The organism is Clostridium algoriphilum (assembly GCF_020443705.1).
Taxonomy (GTDB): Bacteria; Bacillota; Clostridia; order Clostridiales; family Clostridiaceae; genus Clostridium_AD; species Clostridium_AD algoriphilum.
Genome location: NZ_JAIZZK010000005.1, coordinates 38,597 through 58,846, shown reverse-complemented (window position 1 = coordinate 58,846; position 20,250 = coordinate 38,597). Strand labels below are relative to the sequence as shown.

Sequence of the window (20,250 nt, the reverse complement as noted above, 5' to 3'; positions counted from 1 at the left end):
CTATTAAAATTAATTTATATGAATTTTTCAGTTTCTTCGCATTCTTTTAGTTCATTAACCAAATGCTTAATTTCTTGATCCTTATTCTTATCCATAACTAATATAACATCACCTGCATCAACAATTATAAGGTCTTTTATACCAAAACCAATTATCAGTCTATCTTTACCAAATACTGAGCAGTTTTCACTCTCTTCCATAAATGTATTACCTAAAACATTGTTACCACGTAAATTGTTTAAAAATCTTGAAAGCGATGCAAATGTTCCAATGTCATCCCACACAAACTCACATTTTATAACAAATGCCTTTCTAGTTTTCTGCATTATACCAAAATCCACTGAAATTCCATCTATTTCATTGTACTGTTCTTTAATCGTATCACTTTCTTCATCAGTTTCTAATGCTTGATATATAGTCATTAAACGCTTATACATCTTAGGTAAATATTTATCCATCTCACGCAAATACACATCTGCTCTCCATACAAACATACCACTGTTCCAAAGGAAATTTCCTTTTAATAAGAGATCCTTAGCTACTTCAGCATTAGGTTTTTCTAAAAATCTTTCTACTTTAAAGGTAGGCATATCACCATTTACCCTATCTCCCATTTCTATATAACCATAACCAGTTTCTGGTCTTGTGGGCTGTACACCTATGGTGACTAGCCCTCTTTTCTTATTAGCAATTTCTACTCCTTGCAAAACAGTTTCTTTAAACTCCTTTTCATTTTCTATATAATGATCAGAAGGTAGCACTATCATGGTTGCTTCCTTATCCTGTTTTAATAGTTTGGCAGCAGATAGACCAATACAAGTAGCAGTTTCTTTATTACTAGGTTCAACAAATATATTCGATTTGTTGATTTCTGGTAGCTCATTACAAATTTTTTCAAAATACTCTTCATTAGTAACTACATAGATATTTTCATTGCCAACTAAACATTTTATTCTATCCACAGTGCTTCTTAAAAAGCTCTTATTATTAATAATATTCAAAAACTGCTTAGGGTTTTGTGCACGAGATAGTGGGTAAAGTCTTGTTCCTTTCCCACCTGCTAATATTAGTACGTATAACAAAATACCACCCCAAATTATTACTCATTTTATTTTATGAAACATATGCCTATGTTGTGAAAATAATTTATAATGTTGTTACATTACATTTACTCTTTGCATAATTAAATAGACTTTTAACCACCATATATAGTGAAAAGTATTTTTATTTTAACATAAGCTTTTTAAAAATATATTGTGAAAGGAAGAATTAGAATATGTTTCCTAAATCCCCACCTTCCCATATTAATAATATGCCTGATGAAAATTACTTTGGAGAGTTTAGATAATTATCCATTTCTATAGGAAATTACGAAAAGAAAGATAATGATAAGCAACCTCCTAGTGCGGATAAGAAAAAATCAGATGCTTCTTTAACAGAATTTATAATATGCCCCAAAATTTAATATTATAAAATATAACACTTTTAATATTTTATAATTATCTCTTATCATCATTATATTTTCAAAAATAAAAAGTGTGTAGGATGAAAAATATATTTTTCATCCTACACACTTTTTACTTTAATTATTCATATCATCTAAACATCAATTTTATCATCTATAATATTACTTTCTTTATCTATTTCATTGCTTTCTTTATGCAAAGTACTACTTACTTGATCTATCTCATTAGTTTCCTCGTTAAAAGGTGAAATAAATTCAAAGCTGTCTGTAGACATTTTTCCTCCGCTTCTTTTTAATAATTCAAGGTCATCATATTCTTCAATGTCATATTCCTTTAAAATAGAAGTTATGTCTTTTCTTCCGTGTAATGGCAGACGCTCTGAAAATGAACGAAATAGTCCTTCTCGAAAATACTTTGCATCTACTTTAGGAAAATAAGGCAATGGAGAGAAGCCATATTCCCCTGCCTTTTTCACGCCATCGATATCATATTTAAAATAATATTTTTCAGTTCTCTTACTTAGTTCTCCTATCTTAAATGATTGTCCTTCGTCATTTTTCCATATCATCCATATCATGTTTTCCACTTTGCTAGTCATTCCTCTCACCCTCTTATTAAAAAATTATACTATTATTATATTATTGTTAACTATATGATAATTATATAATGAATATCAAAACGAGAAATTACATAAATCTAAATTTCTTATCTATCCTAATTATTTAATTTTTGTATCAATCTCTCCATAATCAAGCTAGGATTTCTATAGAATTCACTGGCACGTATTTTATAAAACTCCCATCCCACTCTTTCAAGACACATTTGCATTTCATATTGTTTTTTCCAATTATAATCTTCATCCTCGCTCATTCCGATACACTTAACTGCAATTTTTTTATATAGTTGATCACTACGCAATAAATGTAGATCTGTTTCTACAACAAAATCTATAGTATATTTCCCTACCTTAACTTTTGGTGTAAGTACATATCCACTTTCCTTTATGCAACTTCTTATTTGCTCCTCAAAATCATTTAGTAATAAACATTCTGAAGATTCAATCTCTTCCTTTGATTCATTCTCTTGAATGCAATATTTTAATAGGGAGTACCTAACACATTTATTGCTAAGATCCTCTAAATCAACCGAATGGAATAGCCACATTTGATTCCGTGCACGGCTTGCCGCTACGTTAAATCTTCTTATATCTGATCCTTTGGTTAGAGCTGCAAATTTAGCATTATTTGCAATAACCATAGATAAAAACATTACATCCCTCTCATCCCCTTGAAAGGAATAAGCATCTCCACATATGAGTCTTCTTTGCAGTATTTCCTCCATGCCAAGCTTTTCTACTAACATACTCAGTATTAATTCAGCTTGAGTATCGCCTAGAAGCGATATAACGCCCATAGTCATCCCATTATACCTCTCGTTACTACAACACTCTAATATCTTCTCTACAATGCTCTCTGCTTCGGCTACATTTATAGCCTTAGTTCCATCCTTGAGTCCAAGCGTAACTTTAGATGTTACTATAAATGGTCCAACTTTTTCCTTAGCGTCTATACGCCTTAAAGGTATTATTTCATTAGAATAACACAATTCGTTACTAAATCCAATTATCTCTGGCACGCACCTAAAGTGTTCCTTTAGTAATAATCTACTTGGGAATACCCTTAGGGCGGTATTGTATAAGCTTGTTTTTAAATCAAACCATTCTGCATGTGGAATGTCTTTTAAATATGTATTTATTAAAGTTTCTACTACAACATGGTCTTTTCCAATGGCCTCTGGACTTATTTGCTTTTCGTCTCCTACAATAATTGCCTTCTTAGCCCTCATTAAAACCGTTATAGCCGATATATCACTTTGACTACTCTCGTCTACAATTACCACATCGAATAGGTTATCTGTAAGCTTTAAATTTTCCATGACTCTATTAATTGGCATAATCCATACAGGGATTACATCTTTACAATTCTCCATTTCCTTTTGGGCAATTTTTCTATACTTTACTGCTTGAGTTCCCGTGCCCTTTCCTATCCTTTTTATAGCTTCCATCCAAGTAAATAGGCTTCTTTTCTGAGGTTCTGTAGTACGTTCTATCTGATTAAACCAACTTCTTTTAGAAACAAGCTCACCTATAATAATCTTTTCTTTAATTTTTTCTTGGGCTATATTTTTCTCTAAGGCTTCTACATCATCCTCCTCCAGTTTGAGCAAGAATTCATTCCATTGTTTCCACTGCCATGCTTTTCCCCAATTTAAACTTTCTAAATTGTACAGGGTTTTATCTTCATCATTTATGATGCTAATAAGTAATTCTGGGCAACATAATCCTAATTTCTTTTCTAACTCTGATAATGCTTGCGCCTTATCAGATTCCTTCATAAGGTTGTCCATCTCCATATAAATCGCTCGCACATCATCAATGTTTCTTATGTCTATAGATTTATGCAACCTTCCTAAGCACCCTTCGCTATTGAATGTTTTCTTTATTTCTTCTATTTCACTACAAGATCTATCATATTTATTTATAAGTCTTAAGCTCTCAAATGCATTTTTAAGATAAACATATGATTCTTTTTTATGCCACATGAAACTATTGGTTAAATTCTTGTCTGGCAAAAAATTAATTATATTATTTCTAAATTCTTTGTCCCAATTAATAATTGTTTCAATACCCCTAATATCACTGGATATCTCACTTACGTAGCTTACATCCAAATCGTCTATAATTTTTCCACCATAATCTTTTACTGTATTGTTCCAAATATTTTTAAGTTCTCTTTCTAAAAGCTTTAACTTTATATACAAGTTAACTACTATTATCTGCTTCTCGTCATTTATAAACTCATAATCAACTCTACAACCTTCAAATATATATTTTAGACTTCCATGAAGCAATTTAAATAGAATTCCCACTTTGCCTTTATCACTAATTATTTTTGCTACAACATCAAAATCGTTTTTAAATTTGTTTATATCAACACCACTTGTTAACTCTAATTTATGATTATTTAATTCTTGTTTACACTTATTTATGCTTTTTAGGCATTCACTACTTTTATGTACTAATTGTTGCCACAAGCCTTGTGAATCAATGTCTGAGTAATATTGAGTCATTACGCTATTCAGCCAGCTATTCTCAATCAATACAAATTTTTCTATAGCATTATCTACAAGTTTTAGTAATCTTCTGTTTCCATAGTCTATAGAATTAACATTATTTAAGTCTTTGATATTATTCTTATAATCATATTGCATCTGTTCTAGTTTAAATAATTCTTCTATTTTATCACATAAACTTTCTTCCTTTGGCAATATCTTTATGTACTTTTCTATGTTATTTATTTCATTGATTTGTGCTTTTGTAATCTCTCTCGACAATGTAATTAAATTTTTAAACTCCAACGTTGTTAGAGGGTTTTCTTTATTAAAATCAATCTTGTCTGTTATCCAATCATTACTATTTTCATTATCTTTAACCCATTTAGCTATATGCATTAGAGAATACTTTTGACCCTTATATTCTACCTTTTCATTTTCTCTATCTTCAATACATTTTAGTTCTTTATATAAAGATTTCTGGATTTCAAGGCAATTATTGTGTTTATATTTTAAAAGTTTAATTTGACTACGTAATTCTTTGGTGTCCATGGATAAGTTTTCTGTTATTTTTCTGACAGACTCGTCCAATTCTTCTAATGATTTAGTGTCATTTCCTAATATGCTAATGCACAAAGCCCTAACCTCTTCTGGTATTTTGTTAGACAAAACCCTTAATGCTCTATCTGTTTGACTTGTCACCAGTACTCTTTTACCATGTGCCAAAAGATGACATATTAAATTAGCTATAGAATGGCTTTTGCCAGTACCTGGCGGTCCCTGTACAACAATTCCAAAGTTTTCAGCAAGTTTTTTGGTTATTTCCATCTGCTCCTCATTTGCAGGCAAAGGAAATAATACATCTTCTCCTACCTCTGACCATTCTTTAATATCCTCATTATCTTGTATTATTTCTTCCTCTGAAACCAACGCTTCTATGGTTTTCGGTATAGGGAATCCTGCTCTTATTTGTGCTAGCACTTCATTTAATTCCATGTTCCAAAGTCTTGTGTCTACCTTTCGAAGTATGATGCAAGGAGCGTTGTAGAATTGTATATTATCCTGAAATTTTATATCAGACTCATCACTTAGTCCACCAGTATAAAAACCATCCTTATGAGCATTTAAAAGAATTGCTATCTCTTCAAATATTTTTGAGGCCATTTCAATATTTCTAACGTCCATTGCCATATCTTTTGCTTTATTCCTAATATTTAGTAAACTATCTAAGTTTACCTCTAAGTATTCATTTAAAAATTCTAGTTCAACATTGGTTTGATTATTATATGGCTTTAGAATAAATTTCTTTTTTTTCGAATCAAATTTTATCTCCATTTTAGTTGTAAAAATAGGATGAGCAATCTTTTTATCTTCTTTTTCCCATGTTAATAGTCCATTCGACCAAATTATCTCTAAATCTTCGCTATTTTTTTCCAGCCTCAAATATGTTTTTTGAAACTGACTATATAACTTCTCAGCTCTCTCATCTATGCTTAACCAATAATCATTATTTTCATCACAATTAAAAGTACATCCACTAATCTTTTCAAGATCTTTTTGCCAATATACTTTTTCATATTCATTAACATTTCTTATAGTTTTTTGATTCATATTTTTAATACTTAATAAATATGAAAATATTTTTTCTACTTTCTTATTAATATTCAAAGCTTTTCTCCTTCCAACTTGTTAACTTAGGCATCAATAAAATTACCCCATTTAATTTAACTACTAGTGGATAATGTAAAAAGCCTTATTAAAACTTATATGGTTTTAATAAGGCTTTTATTTATTTACAGGAATCTCTTTCAACTATTCTATAAGGTAATACAAAATGTTTTTCATCAACCGTTAGATTATTTATAGATTTTATAAGCATTCTCATACTTACAGAACCCATGTCGTACATCGGTTGAGATACTGTAGTTAATTTAGGATAGAATATTGAAGCCGAATAAATATCATCAAAACCCATAACATCTATATCTTCCGGAACTCTAATAGATTTATCTCTTAATGCATTTATTACTCCCATAGCTATTTCATCACTAGCACAGAATACAGCATCCATCTTTTTGCCTTTATCAAGTATTGTATTAATCCCTGTATATCCATCTCTAGCCTTAACTCCACCGAGGTATATTAATTCATTATCAATGTCTATTCCCATTTCTGAAAGTCCTTTGGTATATCCTTCGTACCTTTTAGATAATGCATTCACTTTATCTATAGATGTACCTACATATGCAATTTTTTTGTTGCCCTTATTTATCAAATATTTTACTGCATCTGCCGCTGCCATTACATTATCAATGGTAACACTTGGGAATATACCACCAGCATCTGTAGTTTCTACAAGAACTGTTGGCATTTCAAGTTCTTTTATTAGACTTATAACGTTATTTTCTATGGAATTACTCATATATATAACTCCATCTATCATTTTCTCTTTAAGAATTCTTAAAGATTCCATTTCTTTATCTACGTCTAAATCCGCATTACAAAGCATAATATTATAATTATAAATATTAGCTACATCCTCACAACCTCTAACTATTTCAGGATAAAATTCATTTGATATATCCGGTATAATTATTCCTATTGTGCTAGATTTTTGTGTTTTTAAGCTTCTAGCAACTATATTTGGCCTATATGACAATTTTTTTATTGCATCTTTTACCTTTTTCTTAGTGTCTTCATTTACCACATCTATATCATTTAAAACTCTAGATACTGTGGCAATAGAGACTCCCGCTTCTCTTGCGACATCTTTTATTGAAGCAGCCATTTTTCTCAACTCCTACTATTTTCTTATCTTATCATTATATCGATAAAACCTTTAAATTTCAAGTGCTCATTAATATATAACCTATCGAATAAAAAGCATGCAGTTTATATTTACTGCATACTTTTTATTATTACCAATTAATATATTCTTTAACCTTAGCTTTTTCGCAAAGTGTTACGTCTTTTAAAACCCATTCCTTAAACACTGGATATCCTGTTCTATCCACAATATACCCTATATGCTCTTTTCCTCCTGGTGCATCACTATTCATATATTTTTCAATGTATGAATATGTGTTTTTTATTATTTTTACTATACTTTCCTCGTCCACCCAAGTTATAAAGTCTTGTGCAAGTCTAGGGCTTTTTTTGCCTGTTCTTCCCATTATTACGAGTTTATAATATTTCTCACAGCTTCTACTCCAGGCTGATGTTGGGCATTTACCGATGCATTCTCCACAGCCAATACATTTGTCATGATCCCTTACTATTTTAAAATTTTCCACTTTAAGTGCATCTGCAGCTCTTAATTTACAGTTATTTAAGCAAGCTTTACATCCTATACATCTATATGCTTCATATTGAGGCTCAGTCATGCCTATTATTCCAAAATCTTGCATTCTAGCTTTAATACAATCATTAGGGCACCCTGTTAAAGCTACCTTGACATGATAATCATTAGGAAAAATCTCTTTTTCAATCTTTTTCGCAAATTCTGTAGTATTATAGTTTGCGAAAGGACAGACATTTGAGCCAATACATGCCGATACATTTCTAGTACCTGCAGCTGAGTAGCCAGTGTTTGGAGAAATTTGATTTATTTCAAGACCATCTATAACTGGCTGAATCATCTTATTTACTTCTGGTATTTTATCTATATCGATGTTGGGTATTTCAAAACCTTGTCTTATAGATATGTGAATATTTCCATCTCCATAGGTTTCCGCTACCTCTTGCAGTACTGCTAAGTGTTTAGCTTCAATATGACCCCCAGGAACTCTTATTCTAATTGCGGTTTTCCCTCTTTTTTTAGTTATTCTAAAAGCATTTTTTTTAAGTGATTTAGTATTTATATCCATAATATCCTCCCCCCTAATCTACTAGATGAACTGCATCCAAATAGTTAAAAACAGGTCCCTCTAAACATATATACGTATCATCAATTTTGCAGTGTCCACATTTTCCAACTCCGCAACACATTTTGCGTTCGTAAGATACCCATATGTTTTTCTCTTTTACCCCTTTTTTTATAAATCCAGCTACTGTAAACTTAAGCATCATAGGAGGACCTACCACAATAACTTGTACCTCATCCATGTTATCTACTGGGATATCTTCAATATATTTTGTTATAAGTCCTACAGTTCCTTCGTAGCCACTCGTAGCACTATCAACAGTTAAAGTTACACCAATACTCTTTTCCCAATTTTTAAAATTTTCTTTAAACAAAATATCCTCAGGCGACTTAAATCCTGCCATTAAATTAAACCTTTTGCATTCATTGGAATGTTTTGCAAAATAATCTACTATTCCCTTTACAGGTGCAAGGCCAGTTCCACCCGCCGCTACAATAATTTCTTTATCTTTATAAATGTTAACATCGAAACCATTTCCGTATGGTCCTCTTAAAAATAATGTTCCTCCTACAAAAAAGCTATGGATAACATCTGTAACAGTACCTACACGTCTTATTGTAAGGTCTACATAACCCCCCCCTATCTCACTAACAGATATAGGAGACTCTCCAAATTTTGGTATGGATACTTCGAAGAATTGTCCTGGCTTTACATTGCCTATAAATTCCATTCTAAATGTATAATCAGTTTCTGTATGCTTACTTATATTAAGTATCTTAGATTTAAAAGGCATATATATATTCTTCATTTAATCCACCTCCTCCATAACTTTATTTAGTTTGTTAACACAACTAGAGAAAGATATATATTCAGGGCATATATCATCACATCTACCACAACCTATACACATATGATATCCAACTCTCTTTTTAAAATCATAAACCTTATGCATAATTTTAAATCTCATCCTATCTTTTTTGTCTTTCCTAAAACCATGCCCACCAGCCATATCACTAAAACCGTCTACATGACAAGCTGACCAAACACGTCTTCTTTCTCCTGCATTCTTATTTTCTTTATAAAAAATATCTTGCATAGTAAAACAACTACATGTACCGCAGACAAAATTACACCTTCCACAGGCAATGCACCTCTGAGAATATTCATCCCACATTTTAGATTTAAATACTCTTTGATCTAAGTTTTCAGGGATGGTAACCTTTATTACATTACTGGATACATATTCTGGTTCAACCACTAGTGTGCACTCTTTATCCTTATTAAAATAATTCATCAGTTCCTCGGATTTACAATCCACAAAAACCTCATCATCTTCAATTTTAGTGTACATGTCATAATCCTCTGTTTTATTTGATCCCATGCTAACACAAAAACAATTTTCAAAACTTTCATTACAACCCATAAGCACAAATTTAACTTTGTCCCTTAAATCCTTGTAATAACAATCTTCGTTCCCGTTTTTTAAATAAACCTCATCTAGCCTTTTCATTGCATGAATATCACAACTTCTTAAAAAAATCATTATCTTCTTTTCCTCTTGTTTCGGCTCCATGCATTCGTTTTCAGTAAAGTAAAATAACGTTTGAGTAATCGGAAGTATTATTTCCTTAGGTGAAAAAGTTGATTTCATATCAAACTCTACTTGTTTTATACTGTTTATTTCTTCATATCTAATCGTATCCGTGTTCGCAAAAGTTCCTTTTCCCTTAATAATTACTGGTGCATATATCTTATATTTATCTCTCAGTTCGTAAAGATACTCATCAAACTTTTCTATTTTTAACTTAAAGCCCATAAATGTAACCACCTCCATTGTAATAATTTTTATTTAATTATGGATCATTGTTAATAAATCAACTTTGTTAACAGATTAACTTTGTGAATTAATTCACTATAAATAGTAAATCTACAACTACTTGCATTCATTGTAATTGGAATAAAAAAAAAAGTATGTGACATTCATCACACACTTTTAAAATACTCATTTAATTTTTCCCTATTCACTATGAATTTTCTATTTTCAATTTTAACCATGCCCATTATTTCAAGTTCTTTTACTGCCCTTGAAACTGTTTCGCGAGAGCTGCCTAGCATATCCGCCAAATAAGTTATGCTTATCTTAACATCAATTAGAATACCTTCTTGTATCTCTACTCCATAGTCCTTTGAGAGTTTCCAGAGCTTCGCCGCCACCCTTTTGTCCATTCTAGTAGGCACTGTATTCTTAATTTGTCTGTATAACCTTCTTATTTTTTTACTCATAGAGCAAAGCATTACTTCTGTGAGTTTAAAATCCTGCTTCATAATTTTAAGTAAGTCTTCAGTTGCTATGCTTATAATTTCACTTTCTTCGAATCCTTCACAATTTATAGATGACGTGCATTCATCTAAATTTACCTCATTTATGATTTCACCTTTGTTTAAGATATAAACAACTCTTTTTTGGCCCCTTTCCGATAACCTGTACATGGTTACCTTTCCTTCAAGGACTATGTATATAACACTCATGCTCTGCCTTTCAGCAAATAATATTTGTGATTTTTTAAGTTTTTTTATGATAACACTCACTCTTATTAAATTTAAAGTTTTATCCTCAATGCATTCAAACAAAGGAATATCTTTTAACTGTTTAAGCGTTATTTGTGACATCTTAAACTCTCCTTATGACCTCATTTTATAATCTAAAGTTGGCTTCAACAACTAAAATTATTGCTATTTTATTTTACATAATTTGTTACGTTTCTTTTTATACATACCTCTATTATATATGATAGTTCGTATTAAGTTAAGCAAAAGTTCGTATATAATTTATATAGATTGTTGTACCCATTAATATAGCTAAAGTTCGTTAGTTTAACTACTTTCTTATATTTCATATCTTTTATGTGTCTATATAATGTTGCTCTGCTTATCTTTAATAGCTTTATTGTAATATGTATCATATACTTCCATACGGCTAAACATACTAGCATGTTACAAAGTAATCCTTTAAAAAATAATTCCATACTTGGTGCTGCCAATTTCACTTGTGAAGCTTTTAAAATAAATGTTGCTGTGCTACCTTTTGCAAGGCCTGCTCCTACAAACATTAATGCAAGAACTATCGAGCCCACAAAGTAATAAAAAAAAGTATGTGACTAATATCACATACTTCCAAAATTATTATTTTTTATAATTTTACTAAATCTAATTGTAAGTCTTCACCGTTTATTCTAACGCTCGTATATTCTCTTTCTTCGTTATATACAATTTCTACGGATAAAGTATCTCTTTTAATCTGATCCTCAAATTTCGCTATTACACTTTGAAGCATTTCGTTTCCAGATACATATGTTCTAATCTTATCAGCAACTTCAAATCCACTTTCTTTTCTCAAGTTTTGAATTTTGCTTAAGATTTCACGTACGTTACCTTCTTCTTTAAGCTCCTGCGTTATGTGAGTAATTAATACTACTCCCATTTCACCTTCTCCAGCAAATGCATAACCTTCAAGCCCTTGCATTGTAACAAGTAGTTTTTCACTGTTAAGTTCTATTTCTGTTCCATTTACATCTATAGTAACTACTCCGCCATTATTTATAGTTTGAGCAAGTTCCATTTGGTTCATAGCTCCTATAGCTTTTTTTATTCCTGGTATTAATCTACCATATGGTTTACCAAGCACTGGCAAATTTGGTTTTATTTCAAATTTAACATACTTAGAAAGATCAGCTCCTAGCTCTACTTCCTTAATATTAAGTTCCTGTTTTACTATATGCCCATAATATTCTGGAAGAGATTTAGAACTAACTAGCATCTTAGAAAGTGGCTGTCTGTTCTTTATATTAGCAGCATTTCTTGCACTTCTTCCTAGTTTAACTGTTCTATATGCCATATCCATTTCTTCTTCTAATGCTTTATCTACTTGATCTTCTCTATACTCAGGCCAAGCACATAAGTGAATGCTTTCTGGTGCACTTTTGTCAAAAGCAACTACTAGGTTTTGATATAATTCTTCTGTTATAAATGGTATAAATGGTGCAGATATTTTAGCAAAAGTTGTGATAACTTTGTATAGCGTCATATAAGCGCCTATCTTATCATCTGTAAGGGATTCTACCCAGTATCTTGATCTATTACGTCTTACATACCAGTTAGAAAGCTCATCAACAAAATCTTCAAGTTCAAGAGCTCCTTGAGTTATTCTATAGTTTGTTAAATGCTCATCTATATCTTTAACTAATGAGTTAAGTTTTGACATCATCCATTTGTCCATAATATTTTCAGGCTCAAAGTCTTCATATTTAGTTGGGTCAAAGTTATCAATTTCAGCATATAGAACGTAAAATGAATATACATTCCAAAGCGTTCCTATGAATTTTCTTTGTGCTTCAATAACTGCACCCTCATAAAATCTTGATGGTAACCATGGTGCGCTTGCAGTATAAAAATACCATCTTAAAGCATCTGCTCCTTGATTTTCAAGCACTGTAAACGGACTTAACACATTCCCTTTATGCTTAGACATCTTAAGTCCATTTTTATCTAAAACGTGACCGAGTACTATACAGTTTTCAAATGGATTTGTATCAAACACAGTAGTAGATATTGCAAGTAATGTATAGAACCATCCTCTTGTTTGATCTACCGCTTCTGAGATAAACTGCGCTGGAAAGTTTGCTTCAAATAATTCTTTATTTTCAAAAGGATAATGGTGTTGAGCAAATGGCATTGATCCTGAATCAAACCAACAATCTATAACTTCCTCTACCCTAGTCATTGATTTGCCACATTTCGGACATTTTAAATGTACCTTATCGATATATGGTTTATGAAGCTCAATACCTTCTGGCACATCTATTCCCTTTTCATTAAGCTCTGCTATACTTCCTATCATTTCGCGATGTCCGCATTCGCATTCCCATATTGGTAGTGGAGTACCCCAATACCTTGTTCTGCTTATACTCCAATCTATAACTCCTTCAAGGAATTTTCCCATTCTTCCTGATCTTACGTTATCTGGCATCCAATTAACCTTATTGTTATTTTCTATAAGTTTGTCTCTCATTGAAGACATTCTTACAAACCAGCTTTCTCTTGGATAATATAAAAGTGGTGTATCACATCTCCAACAGTGTGGGTATGAATGCGTAAATTTCTCTGCTTTATATAAGACATTGTTTTCTTTTAAATATTCTAATATCTTAGCATCAGCGTCTTTTACAAAAATACCCTTCCAAGGAGTAACACATTCTACGAACTTTCCTTCTACGTCAACTAAGTTAATAAGCGGTAAATTGTATTTTTTCCCAAGCAAGTTATCGTCTTCACCATAAGCTGGTGCAATATGAACTATCCCTGTACCATCGGAAAGAGTTACAAAATCTCCATGAACTATATAGAAGGCTTTATCTTCTGGAGTGTAGAAGTCAAACATTTGTTCATATTCAAGTCCTAAAAGAGCTTCACCTTTAAATTCACGTACCAGCTCATATTCACCTTCTAATTTACTTAATAAGTCTCTCGATAGTATTAAGTTCTCATTTTCCTGAATTACTTCAACATAATCATATTTTTTATTCACTGCTAGTGCTACGTTGCTTGGAAGTGTCCAAGGAGTTGTAGTCCAAACTAGTAAGAATTTATCTTCACCTTTTACTTTGAATTTTACGTATGCTGACATTTCTTTTACATCCTTATATCCTTGAGCTACTTCATGAGAAGATAATGAAGTCCCGCATCTCGGACAATAAGGCATTACTTTATGACCCTTATATAATAGGTCCTTATCCCACATTTGTTTTAGTGCCCACCAAACGGATTCAATATAATCATTATGATAAGTTACATATGGGTTATCCATATCTATCCAGTATCCTACTCTCTCAGACATTTCTCTCCACATATTAACGTAACTAAAAACACTACTCTTACATTCTTTAACAAACTTTTCTACTCCATAAGCTTCTATACCAGGTTTTCCAGTAATTCCAAGTTTCTTTTCTATTTCAAGCTCTACTGGCAACCCATGAGTATCCCAACCTGCTTTTCTAGGGACATTATATCCCTTCATTACCTTATATCTCGGAATTAAATCCTTCATAACCCTTGTTAAAACGTGACCTATATGTGGCTTCCCATTGGCTGTAGGTGGACCATCGTAAAATGTAAAGGATTCTCCTCCCTTGTTTAAATCAAAATTCTTTTGGATAATATCTTTTTCTTTCCAAAGCTTTAGTATATCTTTCTCTATATCCATAAAGCTTTTCGAAGTATCATTTTTCTTGTACATAATAAAACTCCTTTCCCTATTTCAATTAGTAGTAACTATTAGATGCAAGGAACTTTCTTGAAAGATAATTAAAATTTATTGGATATTAATTTAATTATCTTTTTAAATATAAAAAAACTCCACCCTAAATAGGGCGAAGTTAAATTCGTTATACCACCTATATAATAAATGTAGATTCAAGTACAGTTATACTTTATTCTTTAACGCAGAAATACGGATACGCTTACTAATCTTTCAGCTCTCAGCTCCTAGGTGATTTTCTCTAAACCTTCACTATGGGTTCTCATCTTTCCCCACTCTCTGTAAGTTACTTGCTTAAATACTTTTCCTATTCAATGCATTTTATTAGTCATAATCAATAATTAATATAAATATATTATAAATCGATATGACTTCTTACCATTATATTATAATGGTTTTTTATTGTCAATTTCTTTTTAATTTATCCTACATTATATAATTTATAATTAATTTTAAATTATATAATGTAGGATTAATTTCTTAATCTTTGGTGAATACTATCAAATTAAACCTGCAATAACCACCTTGATTATTTATTTAGCACCTTTTAATAGATATATGTGATATAATATTAGTTAAAATCAAACTTTGTTAGCATTCAAAAATACAAAATTAATCGAAATAAGTATTAATAAATGAATCAGTGTTTATTTTAACTTGCAAATTCCTATCATTATTTTGCAATTAATTAAAAATCATGATGTTTTGTATTGACACAGTTTCATTTTTGTAATAAAATCATTTTATTTATAACTATAATTTAGTTATGCTAATAGCTGAAAACTTTCTTCAATTATTAAAGAGAGTATCAAGTAATCAAATCCAATACTTAACCAAAAAATTATTCTACATCTAAAGAGGTCAATTAAGTCACTCAGTGGCTTTTTAGCAATTTAAATATATATCTTAAAGGAGGAATATTATTTTGAAAAAATTAATTTATGTAATTCCTAAAGAAAAACATTCCGAAAAAGACATTAAAGAAGTTCTACTTGCACACTCTGAGGTGAAATTCGTTTCCCTTGTAGGTATTGACTTATCTGGAAATGACACTGACGAGCGAATTCCAATGCAAATATTTTTAGATGATATTAGTGGTTTCTCGAAAGGTGCTATTCAAACTGATGGTTCATCTGTAGTATTACCAGGTATTGCAACTCTAAACAATGCTAAATTAGATATGTTAGCAGATGTTGACTGTAATTGGTACATTGATTACAATTATGAAAACATAGACCCTGAAACAGAATTACCTATAGGTACTTTAAAAATTCCATGTGTATTATTACATGATAATATTCCAGTGGATTCAAGATCTGTATTAAAAAGATCCGTTGAAACTTTTAAAACAACTGTTCTTAATTTATTTAAAGAAAATCCATCATCTTTAAATTCTTTCGATTTTGAATATAATGATATTGAGGAATTGAACCTTACTTCAGCTACCGAATTAGAATTTTGGGTAAAAACACCTAATGATAAGGCTGATATAGAAGAACTATCTACTTCTCAAGTACTAAAAGAACAATATTGGAGTAAAACTAAAGGAAATGTTCGAACAGCTCTCGAGCAAACACTTCTTTTAATGGAAGAGTATGGTTTTGAACCTGAAATGGGTCATAAAGAAGTCGGTGGTGTAAAAGCTCAAATAGGTGAAGCTGGTTCTCTAACACATATTATGGAACAACTTGAAATAGATTGGAAATTCTCAAGTGCTCTTCAATGTGCGGATAATGAGCTATTCATCAGAAATTTAGTAAAAGAAACATTCAGACTTAACGGTTTAGATGTTAACTTTTTAGCTAAACCTGTTCATGATGTAGCTGGTAGTGGTGAACATACTCATGTAGGCCTCGCTGTAAAATTAAAAGATGGCAAGCGAGTTAACTTATTTAATTCAAATAAAAAACATTTCTTAAGCACATTAGGTTATGCTTCAGCAATGGGCATACTTAAAAATTATGAAGTAATGAATCCATTTGTTTCTTCAACAAACGATTCTTTAAGAAGATTAAAAGTTGGTTTTGAAGCTCCTATTTGTGTAGTAACTTCACTTGGACACAGTGTGGATGTTCCATCTAGAAATAGATCTATACTACTTGCATTAATAAGAGATATTGGAAGCCCACTTGCTACAAGATTTGAGCTTAGAGCTCCATGTCCACATACTAATACGTACCTAGCTATATCTACTTTATACATGGGGATGCTAGACGGAATTGTATATGCTATTAAAAACAATAAATCAGAAGATGAACTTTTGAAAGAATTGTCTAAAGCACCAGGAGATGATAGCGATTATTTAGAAAAAGATAGAGCTTACAGAAGTGAAGAAGATGTATTTGAATTCTATACAGAAGAGCAGCGCGCAGAATATTTTGGAAAAGCACCTAAAACTGTTTATGAAAATGTTCGTTCATTAGACGAAAATCCTGAAAAACTTGAGATTCTTAAGGCTGGCGGTGTATTTACTACTAGCATAATAAACAGCTTTAGAATGGCAATAACATCTAGATGGGTTACTGAAATAAACAATAGATTATTAAACAATTATGCAGAAGAAATTCGAAAATTTAAAATGATTCATACTGCTGAAAAGGCTTTAGATTTAGATTTAGCAAATTGGCAGAAAATTAATGATCTTAGACATTCTCTTATGAAAGATACTTATTCTAAGACTAGCCTATTTACTAAGATAAAAGAAGCGTCTAGCATTGAAAACTACGAAGAACTTTCAACATTACAAATACAGTTAGACCAACAAATTGAAGAGCTTAGGCTTTATTATTCTAACTATAAAAAGAATTTGTTGGATATTTAATAAAAAACAAAATTATATATTGTAAATTATGAATAAATCACCTCAATTGTAAAAATACTATTGAGGTGATTTTTTATAAATTTTTAATTAAAGGAGAATTTACATGCAAATAACTTGGCTAGGGCATTCAAGCTTTCTTTTGGAAGATTCTAAGGGCAGAAAGCTCTTAACAGATCCATTTGATACCACTGTAGGATATGAAGTTTACAAAGGCAATCCAGACATTGCCACTATAAGTCATAAGCATTTTGATCATAATTATACTAAGGAGCTAAAAGATAGCTGTAAGATCATAGATAAGATTGGTATCTTTAATTTAGACGATATATACATAAAAGGCTTACCTTCTTATCATGACAAAGATAAGGGTGCAAAGCGTGGTGATAACATAATATTCACTTATAGAATGGACGGGTATGCCTTGTGTCATTTAGGAGACTTAGGTCACTCACTTACAAATGATGATATTGAAGCTATTGGAACTGTAGATATATTGTTTGTCCCAGTAGGTGGCAATTATACAATTGATGGAAAAGAAGCATCAGAAGTCACTAAAAAAATAAATCCTAAAATAGTTTTCCCAATGCACTACAAAACCTCTAAGGTCTCTCTTCCCTTAGACGGAGTAGAAACATTTCTTATGTATATGAAAAACGCCTCAAAAATAGATAGTAATACTTTAATTATTGATGATGAAATAAAAGAATCTCTATCTGTTAAAATGTTGAATTATATTTAGAGATCATAATACTACTTTTTAAACGGTGCTCCTCAAATGTGTAATATTTTATGCTTTTGTTATTCTACACTATTAGAAAGTAATCTGAGTTTATGAACTAAAGTAGTATAAAATAAATATTTAAAGCCAAACTATATTTGCAGCTTAAATCAAACACTATTAAAAATATTAGATATAATATATTATCGTAGGTAAAAATAGTTCCTAAAAGTAGCTAAACTACAAATATTATAAATAAGCTATAATATAATGAGATAAATTAAGTTTAGGTGTGTTTTAATGATGAAATAATATAAATATAGTTAAAAATATTATTTTTTTTAAAAAAACTATTTAAAAATCTACTAAAGTGTAGTATCATAATAGTTATGTTACAAATGTTGCAAATTTTTTTATTCAGGAGGAAAGTTATATGAAAACAGGTACAGTTAAATGGTTTAATTCAGAAAAAGGGTTTGGTTTCTTATCAGTTGAAGGAGAAGAGGATGTATTCGTACATTTCTCAGCTATTCAAGGAGACGGATATAAATCTTTAGAAGAAGGACAACAAGTTCAATTTGAAATAACTACTGGCGCTAGAGGCCCTCAAGCTTCAAACGTTACTAGATTATAATTCAAATTAAAATTCATCTATAATATAAATTAATTATAGATAAAAAACCTATCACTTTGTGATAGGTTTTTTTTATATTGTATCTTATTAACACTATTTTCTTAGTTTTGTTTAATATAATCCATATAAATATTATTACTTTCATGAATATAATAGTACTCTTTGTTAAAACTAAATTAAAGGTAGTTTTTATTATTATGAAAGGATGTTATTATAATGTTTGGAAAAATAATAGATATGAACAATACAGATGCTTTTATAAATTTTTCAGATGGAACTACAATAGACGTAAGTATAGGCCGTTTACCTAGAAATTCAAAAACAGGAGATACTGTTGATTTAAATGTTGGAAATCTTACTAATATGCTTAACAACAAAATGTTAGATCTTTTTTAAGCATAATCAAATAATAAAGGGCTGTATTTATTTTGCAAATACAGCCTTTTATTATTTGATTAAACTATTTAAAATCCAGTGGGTTTCACATCTTCAAATAAATCAATATTCCATAACCCTTTATCATATTTCCCTACCACGTAATATATCTTTTCCTTCGCATTTAATGAAGTCTTAATAGAAATAACTGACTTGTATATAGTCGCCTTATATCCCTGTGTTTTAACACTTACCAACACATCATAGGCTGCGTTTTTATCTTTTGTTAATGTTGTATTATAATCCTTTATCAACCGATTTTTAAATGAATCCAAATCAGTTGATAGTATAAATTTAGATACTTCAGTATCTTCACTAATATTGAGTAGTATCTTCTTATTTTTAATATCCCCCTTTATATATTTATCTAATACCTTTGAAATTGAATCATAATAAACAGTTTTGAAATCTATAGGTTTTCTAATGTTCCAAAAGTTCTTTATAATATCATTGTCAATCCGTTTAGACACAATATAACTTTTATCAGCACTGTATAAATTAGCGCCATCTCTTTTATCAAGGCCAGCTACATAGTTAAACTTATAAATTTTATTTACACCCTCATACATTTCAAATATATAGTCTGGATCTAGTGTTGATTTTTTTTTAACTTCCTTTGAAGTTGATAAAATATCATACAACTCTTTTATAGCTATTTCATCGGTAACAACAAATCTAAAGCTTTTATCTCTAGTGCTTTGTATTATTATCTTCTTTATTCTGCCCTGTTTAATATACTCAAAATTGTTATTTTTAACTCCGAGCTTTACTTTTATCTCATCAATGCTTTTACATCCTGTAAACATAAATGTGGCTATTATCATAAAAGAAGCTAAAATAAGCTTGTTTTTATTTTTCAGCATTTGTTATCCTCCTCGATACTTTCCAA

Annotated in this window: 14 protein-coding genes, 1 pseudogene and 1 other annotated feature; of the genes and pseudogenes, 4 read left to right on the top strand and 11 right to left on the bottom strand. The window is 30.5% G+C overall.

The genetic code is table 11. The features are described 5' to 3' along the window. Positions 1 to 14: 14 nt before the first annotated feature. The 10 genes and pseudogenes from LGK95_RS06225 to ileS all read right to left on the bottom strand — a co-directional run bounded on the left by LGK95_RS06225 (position 15) and on the right by ileS (position 14,732). Positions 15 to 1,082 carry a mannose-1-phosphate guanylyltransferase gene (locus LGK95_RS06225; protein ID WP_226123321.1) on the bottom strand — a complete coding sequence of 356 codons (1,068 nt, stop codon included), beginning with the start codon at positions 1,080 to 1,082 and terminating at the stop codon, positions 15 to 17. 517 nt (positions 1,083 to 1,599) lie between these two features. After that, positions 1,600 to 2,064 (bottom strand): hypothetical protein, encoded by a 465-nt coding sequence (locus LGK95_RS06220; protein WP_226123320.1) that lies wholly within the window; start codon positions 2,062 to 2,064, stop codon positions 1,600 to 1,602. Positions 2,065 to 2,180: 116 nt separating this feature from the next. Beyond that, entirely contained in the window at positions 2,181 to 6,245 is a 4,065-nt protein-coding gene (locus LGK95_RS06215) for an AAA domain-containing protein (RefSeq protein WP_226123319.1), read from the bottom strand. 121 nt (positions 6,246 to 6,366) lie between these two features. Then, positions 6,367 to 7,365, bottom strand: coding sequence for a LacI family DNA-binding transcriptional regulator (locus tag LGK95_RS06210; protein WP_226123318.1), 999 nt, complete (start codon positions 7,363 to 7,365; stop codon positions 6,367 to 6,369). Between the two features lie 130 nt (positions 7,366 to 7,495). Then, a complete protein-coding gene (gene asrC / locus LGK95_RS06205) occupies positions 7,496 to 8,443 on the bottom strand; it encodes a sulfite reductase subunit C (RefSeq protein WP_226123317.1) in 948 nt (315 codons plus the stop codon). A gap of 13 nt (positions 8,444 to 8,456) precedes the next feature. Continuing rightward, complete coding sequence (gene asrB, locus LGK95_RS06200; protein ID WP_226123316.1) at positions 8,457 to 9,248, bottom strand: anaerobic sulfite reductase subunit AsrB; 792 nt, start codon at positions 9,246 to 9,248, stop codon at positions 8,457 to 8,459. Continuing rightward, positions 9,249 to 10,256, bottom strand: a complete 1,008-nt coding sequence (gene asrA / locus LGK95_RS06195; RefSeq protein WP_226123314.1) for an anaerobic sulfite reductase subunit AsrA — start codon at positions 10,254 to 10,256, stop codon at positions 9,249 to 9,251. It lies immediately after the preceding gene. Positions 10,257 to 10,423: 167 nt separating this feature from the next. After that, the gene (locus LGK95_RS06190) at positions 10,424 to 11,110 is read right to left on the bottom strand and encodes a Crp/Fnr family transcriptional regulator (protein ID WP_226123312.1); all 687 of its coding nucleotides are present in this window, start codon (positions 11,108 to 11,110) and stop codon (positions 10,424 to 10,426) included. A gap of 131 nt (positions 11,111 to 11,241) precedes the next feature. Next, positions 11,242 to 11,577, bottom strand: a pseudogene (locus tag LGK95_RS06185) (formate/nitrite transporter family protein); the annotation flags it as partial. A gap of 53 nt (positions 11,578 to 11,630) precedes the next feature. After that, positions 11,631 to 14,732, bottom strand: a complete 3,102-nt coding sequence (gene ileS, locus LGK95_RS06180) for an isoleucine--tRNA ligase (RefSeq protein WP_226123308.1) — start codon at positions 14,730 to 14,732, stop codon at positions 11,631 to 11,633. 126 nt (positions 14,733 to 14,858) lie between these two features. Beyond that, positions 14,859 to 15,077: a binding site (T-box leader), on the bottom strand. A 598-nt stretch (positions 15,078 to 15,675) separates the two neighbouring features. On the opposite strand from ileS, the gene LGK95_RS06175 reads away from it, so the two are divergent. From LGK95_RS06175 to LGK95_RS06160, 4 genes are all read left to right on the top strand, one after another. After that, positions 15,676 to 17,574 (top strand): type I glutamate--ammonia ligase, encoded by a 1,899-nt coding sequence (locus tag LGK95_RS06175; RefSeq protein ID WP_226123515.1) that lies wholly within the window; start codon positions 15,676 to 15,678, stop codon positions 17,572 to 17,574. Positions 17,575 to 17,677: 103 nt separating this feature from the next. Next, on the top strand, positions 17,678 to 18,313 hold the full coding sequence (locus tag LGK95_RS06170) for an MBL fold metallo-hydrolase (protein WP_226123306.1): 636 nt from the start codon (positions 17,678 to 17,680) through the stop codon (positions 18,311 to 18,313). Between the two features lie 412 nt (positions 18,314 to 18,725). Further along, entirely contained in the window at positions 18,726 to 18,926 is a 201-nt protein-coding gene (locus tag LGK95_RS06165; RefSeq protein WP_071611001.1) for a cold-shock protein, read from the top strand. A 216-nt stretch (positions 18,927 to 19,142) separates the two neighbouring features. Then, positions 19,143 to 19,322: a hypothetical protein gene (locus LGK95_RS06160; RefSeq protein ID WP_226123305.1), complete on the top strand. Its 180-nt coding sequence runs from the start codon at positions 19,143 to 19,145 to the stop codon at positions 19,320 to 19,322. A 68-nt stretch (positions 19,323 to 19,390) separates the two neighbouring features. Here the strand turns inward: LGK95_RS06160 and LGK95_RS06155 are convergent, their stop codons facing one another. Next, on the bottom strand, positions 19,391 to 20,224 hold the full coding sequence (locus LGK95_RS06155) for a hypothetical protein (RefSeq protein ID WP_226123304.1): 834 nt from the start codon (positions 20,222 to 20,224) through the stop codon (positions 19,391 to 19,393). Positions 20,225 to 20,250: the final 26 nt, after the last annotated feature.